The organism is Stenotrophomonas sp. GD03958, from assembly GCF_029839005.1.
Taxonomy (GTDB): domain Bacteria; phylum Pseudomonadota; class Gammaproteobacteria; order Xanthomonadales; family Xanthomonadaceae; genus Stenotrophomonas; species Stenotrophomonas hibiscicola.
In genome coordinates this window covers 21,607-28,893 of the sequence record NZ_JAOBZT010000057.1, presented here as the reverse complement: position 1 = coordinate 28,893, position 7,287 = coordinate 21,607, and the positions used below count along the sequence as shown (strand labels likewise).

Here is a 7,287-nt window from a genome sequence, read left to right as displayed (position 1 = left end):
CAGCGCACGCCCTGCGGGGTGTCTTCCAGCACGATGCCTTCGGCGGCCAACTGGTCGCGGATGGCATCGGAACGGGCGAAGTCGCGCGCCTTCTTGGCCGCAGCGCGCTCGTCGATCAGGCCCTGGATACGGGCATCGTCGCCGTCAGCGCCCGCAGCGGTACCAAACCACTGCGCCGGATCGGCCTGCAGAAGGCCCAGCGCCAGGCCGGCACCGAGCAGCTCGGCCTTCAGGCGCGACTGTTCGGCCGGGTCCGTGGCACGACGCGCCTCGGCCGCGATGCGGGCCACTTCGGCCAGCGCCTGCGGGGTGTTCAGGTCGTCATCCAGGGTCGCCTCGACGCTGGCCGGGATCACCGCGCTGGCTTCGATCGACGCCAGCTCGCGCAGCGTGCCGTACAGGCGGTCCAGGGTGCGCACCGACTGCTCGATCAGGCCATCGGACCAGTCCAGCGGTTGACGGTAGTGGGCCGACAGCAGGGCCAGGCGCAGTGCCTCCGGCGGATGCTGGCGAACCAGGTCATGCACGCGCTCGATGTTGCCCAGCGACTTGCTCATCTTGGCGCCGCCGAAGTTGAGCATGCCGTTGTGCAGCCAGTAGCGGGCAAAGATCCTGCCGCCATGCGCGCATTCGCTCTGCGCGATCTCGTTTTCATGGTGCGGGAACTGCAGGTCGACGCCGCCGGCATGGATGTCGATGGTCTCGCCCAGATGGGCGGCGGCCATCGCCGAGCATTCGATGTGCCAGCCCGGGCGGCCACGGCCCCAGGGCGATTCCCAGCCGGGCAGGTCGTCGCTGGATGGCTTCCACAGCACGAAATCGCCCGGATCACGCTTGTAGGGGGCGACATCGACGCGGGCGCCAGCCAGCATCTCTTCCGGATCACGGCGCGAGAGCTTGCCGTAGCCTTCAAAGCTGGCCACCGCAAACAGCACGTGGCCTTCGGCGGCATAGGCATGACCACTGGCTATCAACTGCTCGATCATGGTGATGATCTGCGGCATGTGCGCGGTCACTTCCGGTTCGATGTCAGGCGGCACCACGCCCAGCGCGGCCATGTCTTCACGGTAGGCGGCGGCGAACCTGTCGGTGATGGTGCTGATCGGCACCCCCTGCTCGCGCGCGGCGGTGTTGATCTTGTCGTCCACGTCGGTGATGTTGCGGGCGTAGCGCAGTGCGCCGAAACGCCGCCGCAGCAGGTCGGCCAGCACCCCGAACACCACCGGGCCACGGGCGTTGCCGATGTGCACGTAGTTGTAGACCGTGGGGCCGCACACATACAGGGTCGGACAGGCCGGGTCGAGCGGGGTGAACGGTTCGAGCTGGCGAGTCAGGTTGTTGTGCAGGCGCAGGGTCATGGGGCTGTGGCTGGGGGACAAGTCTGTGATTTTAGAACGTGTCGCTCCCTTTGGGGGCGCTGGTTGCCACCGGTGGACGCCAGAGGGAGCCAGGGTGGGGTGGGCAGGAGCGGCGTGGACGGGTAATGTTCAGCCCCTTGCGCTCGCCACTGCCTACACTATCGCCGTGTCCTTGCTCCCGTCGCCACTGAAATCCACCGCATTGCTGACCCTGGCCTGCCTGTCGGCGCTGCCCGCCGTGGTGCTGGCGCAGGAGGCCGAGCCCCGCAACCGGGTGGTGATCGTGGAGAACGTGAAGTTCGACTACGCCCAGGTACTGAACGTCGAGCCGGTATTCCAGACCCTGCGCGCGACCCGTACCGAGGAGCATTGCGAGCCGGTGTCGACCCGCACCCTGGCCCCGGTCAACGTGACCGGCGAGGAGCCGGTCGAGGACAAGGGCCGGATCAGCCGTTTCTGGGACTCGGTGCGCTCGATATTCAAGCGCAGCGACGAGGAGCCCTCCGAAGAGGCCGGCCCCGAAACGCCGGCCCCGGCGCCTGCCAACAATGGCCCGATGCTGACCCGTGACTGCCGCATCGTGCCGGTGGGGCGTGAATTCCGCCGGCCCATCGCCTACGACGTGGACTACGTCTACAAGGGCACCAAGTATCGGTCGCGGCTGCCGGAAGACCCGGGCAACCGGCTCAAGATCCGGGTGTCGATCACCCCCTGGGTCGGTCCTGAGCAGGGCGCCGCCGGCAATCCCTGATTCTGCGACCCCGGCCCCTTGCGCCGGTCACGGCCGCATGCAAAGATATTCGGCCATGAAGCTCACCGACTTCCAGCACGACAGCAGCGCAGCCCGACAGGCGTCGGGCATGACCTCGCGTGCGCGTCGACCGGAACCCCACATTCTCGCTGGGTAACCGGAGCTTTTTGCTGTTCGTCCGAAAAAAAACCCAGCCCGCCGGCTGGGTTTTTTCGTTTCCGCGTTCTGAAAGCTGCAACTGCAACCTTTTCGTTTCACCTTTGCTTCCTGTTTTCCCTTCCACCGCGTCGAACTCGGCGCCGCCACGCAAGGAAAGAAGATGTCCCCCAAGCACTTCCTGAACACCCAGGACTGGAGCCGCAGCGATCTCGACGCATTGCTGACCCAGGCCGCGCTGTTCAAGCGCAACAAGCTCGGCGACCAGCTCAAGGGCAAGTCGATCGCGCTGGTGTTCTTCAACCCGTCCATGCGCACCCGTACCAGCTTCGAACTGGGCGCGTTCCAGCTCGGCGCCCATGCGGTGGTGCTGCAGCCGGGCAAGGATGCGTGGCCGATCGAGTTCAACCTCGGCACGGTGATGGACGGCGATACCGAGGAACACATCGCGGAAGTGGCCAAGGTGCTGGGCCGTTACTGCGACATCATCGCCGTGCGTGCGTTCCCGAAGTTCCAAGACTGGGCGTACGACCGCCAGGACATCGTCCTCAACAGCTTCGCCAGGTATTCGCCGGTGCCGGTCATCAACATGGAGACCATCACCCACCCGTGCCAGGAGCTGGCCCACATCATGGCGCTGCAGGAGCACTTCGGCACCCAGGACCTGCGTGGCAAGAAGTACGTGCTGACCTGGACCTACCACCCCAAGCCGCTCAACACCGCCGTGGCCAACTCGGCGCTGACCATCGCCACCCGCATGGGCATGGACGTGACACTGCTTTGCCCGACCGCCGACTACATCCTCGACGAGCGCTACATGGGCTGGGCCGAGCAGAACGTGGCCGAGAGCGGTGGTTCGCTGAAGATCAGCCATGATATCGACAGCGCCTACGCCGGCGCCGACGTGGTTTACGCCAAGAGCTGGGGAGCGCTGCCATTCTTCGGCAACTGGGAACCGGAAAAGCCGATCCGCGACCAGTTCAAGCACTTCATCGTCGACGAACGCAAGATGGCGCTGACCAACAACGGTGTGTTCAGCCACTGCCTGCCGCTGCGTCGCAACGTGAAGGCCACCGATGCGGTGATGGATTCGCCGCAGTGCATCGCCATCAACGAAGCCGAGAACCGCCTGCACGTGCAGAAGGCGATCATGGCCGCGGTTGCCGGGCGCTGATTTTTTCCGATTCAATCATTTCCGCCGGGCACGGCCCGGCGCTACCAGGACATACCCTCCCCATGAGCAATAAAGACGTCGTTCTCGCCTTCTCCGGCGGCTTGGATACCAGCTTCTGCGTGCCCTACCTGCAGGAGCGTGGTTACAACGTGCACACCGTGTTCGCCGACACCGGCGGCGTGGATGATGAAGAGCGCGATTTCATCGAGAAGCGTGCCGCCGAGCTGGGCGTGACCAGCCATGTCACTGTGAACGGTGGCCCGGCGATCTGGGAAGGCTTCGTCAAGCCGTTCGTGTGGGCCGGCGAAGGCTACCAGGGCCAGTACCCGCTGCTGGTGTCGGACCGCTACCTGATCGTGGATGCCGCGCTGAAGCGTGCCGCCGAACTGGGCACCAACATCATTGCCCACGGCTGCACCGGCATGGGCAATGACCAGGTCCGCTTCGACCTGGCCGTGAAGGCGCTGGGTGACTACCAGATCATCGCGCCGATCCGCGAGATCCAGAAGGAACACACCCAGACCCGTGCCTACGAGCAGAAATACCTGGAAGAGCGCGGCTTCGGCGTGCGCGCCAAGCAGCAGGCCTACACCATCAACGAGAACCTGCTGGGCGTGACCATGTCCGGTGGCGAGATCGACCGTTGGGAAGCCCCGGGCGAAGGTGCGCGTGGCTGGTGCTCGCCGCGCAGCGAATGGCCGGAACAAGCGCTGACCGTCACCCTGAAGTTCATTGAAGGCGAAGCGGTTGAACTGAACGGCAAGGCGCTGCCGGGCGACCAGATCCTGGCCCAGCTCAACAAGCTGTTCGCCCCGTATGGCGTGGGTCGCGGCGTCTACACCGGCGACACCGTGATCGGCCTGAAGGGCCGCATCGTGTTCGAGGCCCCGGGCCTGGTTTCGCTGCTGGCCGCGCACCGCGCGCTGGAGGATGCCGTGCTGACCAAGCAGCAGAACCGCTTCAAGCCGGACGTGGCGCGCAAGTGGGTGGAGCTGGTGTACGAAGGCTTCTACCACGACCCGCTGAAGACCGACATCGAAGCCTTCCTGAAGTCCTCGCAGGCCAAGGTCAACGGTGAAGTGGTGCTGGAAACCCGTGGTGGCCGCGTCGATGCGGTGGCCGTGAAGTCGCCGCACCTGCTCAACACCAACGGTGCCACCTACGCGCAGTCGGCCGACTGGGGCGTGGAGGAGGCTGAAGGCTTCATCAAGCTGTTCGGTATGAGCTCGACGCTTTACGCGCAAGTCAATCGCTGAGCGATTGAATTGCGCGCGCGTCTCCCGCGCATTCCACCTTAACCCTGCGCCGTTGGCGCGCCCCCTTCAACAAGAAGGGGGCTCTCCACCAGACGCATCACGGTAGCGCCGGGCCATGCCCGGCGGAATTCCACAGGATCTTTGTTTCATGCTTGAACAGACGCTCGATCACCTGCAGGTCCTGGTGTCCTTCGACACCCGCAACCCGCCGCGCGCGATCACCACCGGTGGCATCTTCGATTACCTGCGCGCGAACCTGCCCGGCTTCAACGTCGAGGTGATCGACCACGGCGCCGGTGCGGTCAGCCTGTACGCCGTGCGCGGGACGCCGAAGTACCTGTTCAACGTACATCTTGATACCGTGCCCGATTCGCCCCACTGGAGCGCCGACCCGCACGTGATGCGCCGCCTGGACGACCGCGTGGTCGGTCTGGGCGTGTGTGACATCAAGGGCGCGGCCGCCGCACTGGTGGCCGCAGCCAATGCCAGCGACGGTGACGCGGCCTTCCTGTTCTCCAGCGATGAAGAAGCCAACGATCCGCGCTGCATCGCCGCGTTCCTGGCCCGTGGCCTGCCGTATGAAGCGGTGCTGGTGGCCGAGCCGACCATGAGCGAAGCGGTGCTGGCGCACCGTGGCATCAGCTCGGTGCTGATGCAGTTCGCTGGCCGCGCGGGGCATGCCTCGGGCAAGCAGGATGCAGCCGCCAGCGCGCTGCATCAGGCCATGCGCTGGGGCAACCGCGCGCTGGATCACGTGGAATCGCTGGCGTCGGCGCGCTTCGGCGGGCTGACCGGCCTGCGCTTCAACATCGGTCGCGTCGAAGGTGGCATCAAGGCCAACATGATCGCGCCCGCTGCCGAAGTGCGCTTCGGTTTCCGTCCGCTGCCGTCGATGGATATCGATGCGTTGCTGGCGACCTTTGCCGGCTTCGCCGAGCCGCAGGCGGCACTGTTCACCGAAACCTTCCGTGGCCCCAGCCTGCCGGCCGGTGACATCGCCGAAGCCGAGAACCGCCGCCTGCTGGCGCGCGACGTGGCCGATGCGCTGGACCTGCCGATCGGCAACGCGGTGGACTTCTGGACCGAGGCCTCGCTGTTCTCGGCCGGTGGCTACACCACGCTGGTGTTCGGCCCGGGCGACATCGCCCAGGCCCACACCGCCGACGAGTTCGTGACGCTGGAGCAGCTGCAGCGCTACACCGACGCCGTGCACCGCATCATCGCCGCCGGCGCCTGATTCTTCCCTTTCCGACGAAACCGAAATGTCTCCTGCCCTCCAGCCCCACCGCCAGACCCGCCAGACCATCGTGCGCCTGCTTTCCAGCATGGCCAGCGCGAAGGAGATCAGCCAGTACCTCAAGCGCTTTTCGCAGCTGGATGCCAAGCGCTTCGCCGTGGTCAAGGTCGGCGGCGCGGTGCTGCGCGACGATCTCGACGCGCTGACCTCTTCGCTGTCGTTCCTGCAGGAAGTCGGGCTGACCCCGATCGTGCTGCACGGCGCCGGCCCGCAGCTGGATGCCGAGCTGTCGGCGGCCGGCATCGACAAGCAGACCGTGAACGGCCTGCGCGTGACTTCGCCGGAAGCACTGGCGATCGTGCGCCGGGTGTTCCAGCAGTCCAACCTGCGGCTGGTCGAGGCGCTGCAGCAGAACGGCGCGCGCGCCACCTCGATCACCGGCGGCGTGTTCGAAGCCGAGTACCTGGATGTGGATACCTACGGCCTGGTCGGCGAGGTGAAGAAGGTCAACCTGGCACCGATCGAGGCCAGCCTGCGCGCCGGCTCGATCCCGGTCATCACCAGCCTGGGTGAGACCGCCGGCGGCCAGATCCTCAACGTCAACGCCGACTTTGCCGCCAACGAGCTGGTGCAGGAACTGCAGCCGTACAAGATCATCTTCCTGACCGGCACCGGCGGCCTGCTGGACGAGGCGGGCAACGTGATCGATTCGATCAACCTGTCCACCGAGTACGACCACCTGATCGCGCAGCCGTGGATCCACGGCGGCATGAAGGTGAAGATCGAACAGATCAAGGATCTGCTCGACCGCCTGCCGCTGGAATCGTCGGTGTCGATCACCCGCCCGGCCGACCTGGCCAAGGAACTGTTCACCCACAAGGGCTCGGGCACGCTGGTGCGCAAGGGCGAGAAGGTGCTGCGCGCCACCGCCTGGAACGAACTGGACCTGCCGCGCCTGAAGGGCCTGATCGAATCCAGCTTCGGCCGCACCCTGGTGCCGGACTATTTCCAGAAGACCAGGCTGCTGCGCGCCTACGTCAGCGAGAACTACCGCACCGCGGTGATCCTCACCGACGAGGCCGAAGGCGTGTACCTGGACAAGTTCGCCGTGCTCGACGACGCACAGGGCGAAGGCCTCGGCCGTGCGGTCTGGAACGTGATGCTGGAAGAAACGCCGCAGCTGTTCTGGCGCTCGCGCCATGGCAACCCGATCAATCACTTCTACTACGCCGAGTCCGATGGCTGCTACAAGCAGGATCAGTGGAAGGTATTCTGGTTCGGTGCCGATGGCATCGACCGGATCAAGACCTATGTCGATCATTGCGCGCAGCGCACCCCGAGCCTGCAGGGCTGAG

6 protein-coding genes are annotated in these 7,287 nt (G+C 65.7%); 5 read left to right on the top strand and 1 reads right to left on the bottom strand.

The features are described 5' to 3' along the window. Nucleotides 1-1,358 (bottom strand): cysteine--tRNA ligase (gene cysS, locus N5C25_RS15440; protein WP_279937242.1); only part of this gene is annotated, 1,358 nt, incomplete at its 3' end. Between the two features lie 187 nt (nucleotides 1,359-1,545). Here cysS and N5C25_RS15435 point away from each other — a divergent pair. The 5 genes from N5C25_RS15435 (at nucleotide 1,546) to N5C25_RS15415 (ending at nucleotide 7,286) form a co-directional block, all read left to right on the top strand. Continuing rightward, nucleotides 1,546-2,109, top strand: a complete 564-nt coding sequence (locus N5C25_RS15435) for a hypothetical protein (protein WP_026347073.1) — start codon at nucleotides 1,546-1,548, stop codon at nucleotides 2,107-2,109. 319 nt (nucleotides 2,110-2,428) lie between these two features. Beyond that, nucleotides 2,429-3,439, top strand: a complete 1,011-nt coding sequence (locus N5C25_RS15430; RefSeq protein ID WP_057493584.1) for an N-acetylornithine carbamoyltransferase — start codon at nucleotides 2,429-2,431, stop codon at nucleotides 3,437-3,439. Nucleotides 3,440-3,501: 62 nt separating this feature from the next. Then, a complete protein-coding gene (locus N5C25_RS15425; protein ID WP_279937241.1) occupies nucleotides 3,502-4,695 on the top strand; it encodes an argininosuccinate synthase in 1,194 nt (397 codons plus the stop codon). A gap of 148 nt (nucleotides 4,696-4,843) precedes the next feature. Further along, nucleotides 4,844-5,932, top strand: coding sequence for an acetylornithine deacetylase (locus N5C25_RS15420; RefSeq protein ID WP_251101898.1), 1,089 nt, complete (start codon nucleotides 4,844-4,846; stop codon nucleotides 5,930-5,932). Nucleotides 5,933-5,957: 25 nt separating this feature from the next. Beyond that, nucleotides 5,958-7,286 (top strand): acetylglutamate kinase, encoded by a 1,329-nt coding sequence (locus N5C25_RS15415; protein WP_019660499.1) that lies wholly within the window; start codon nucleotides 5,958-5,960, stop codon nucleotides 7,284-7,286. Nucleotide 7,287 lies beyond the last annotated feature (1 nt).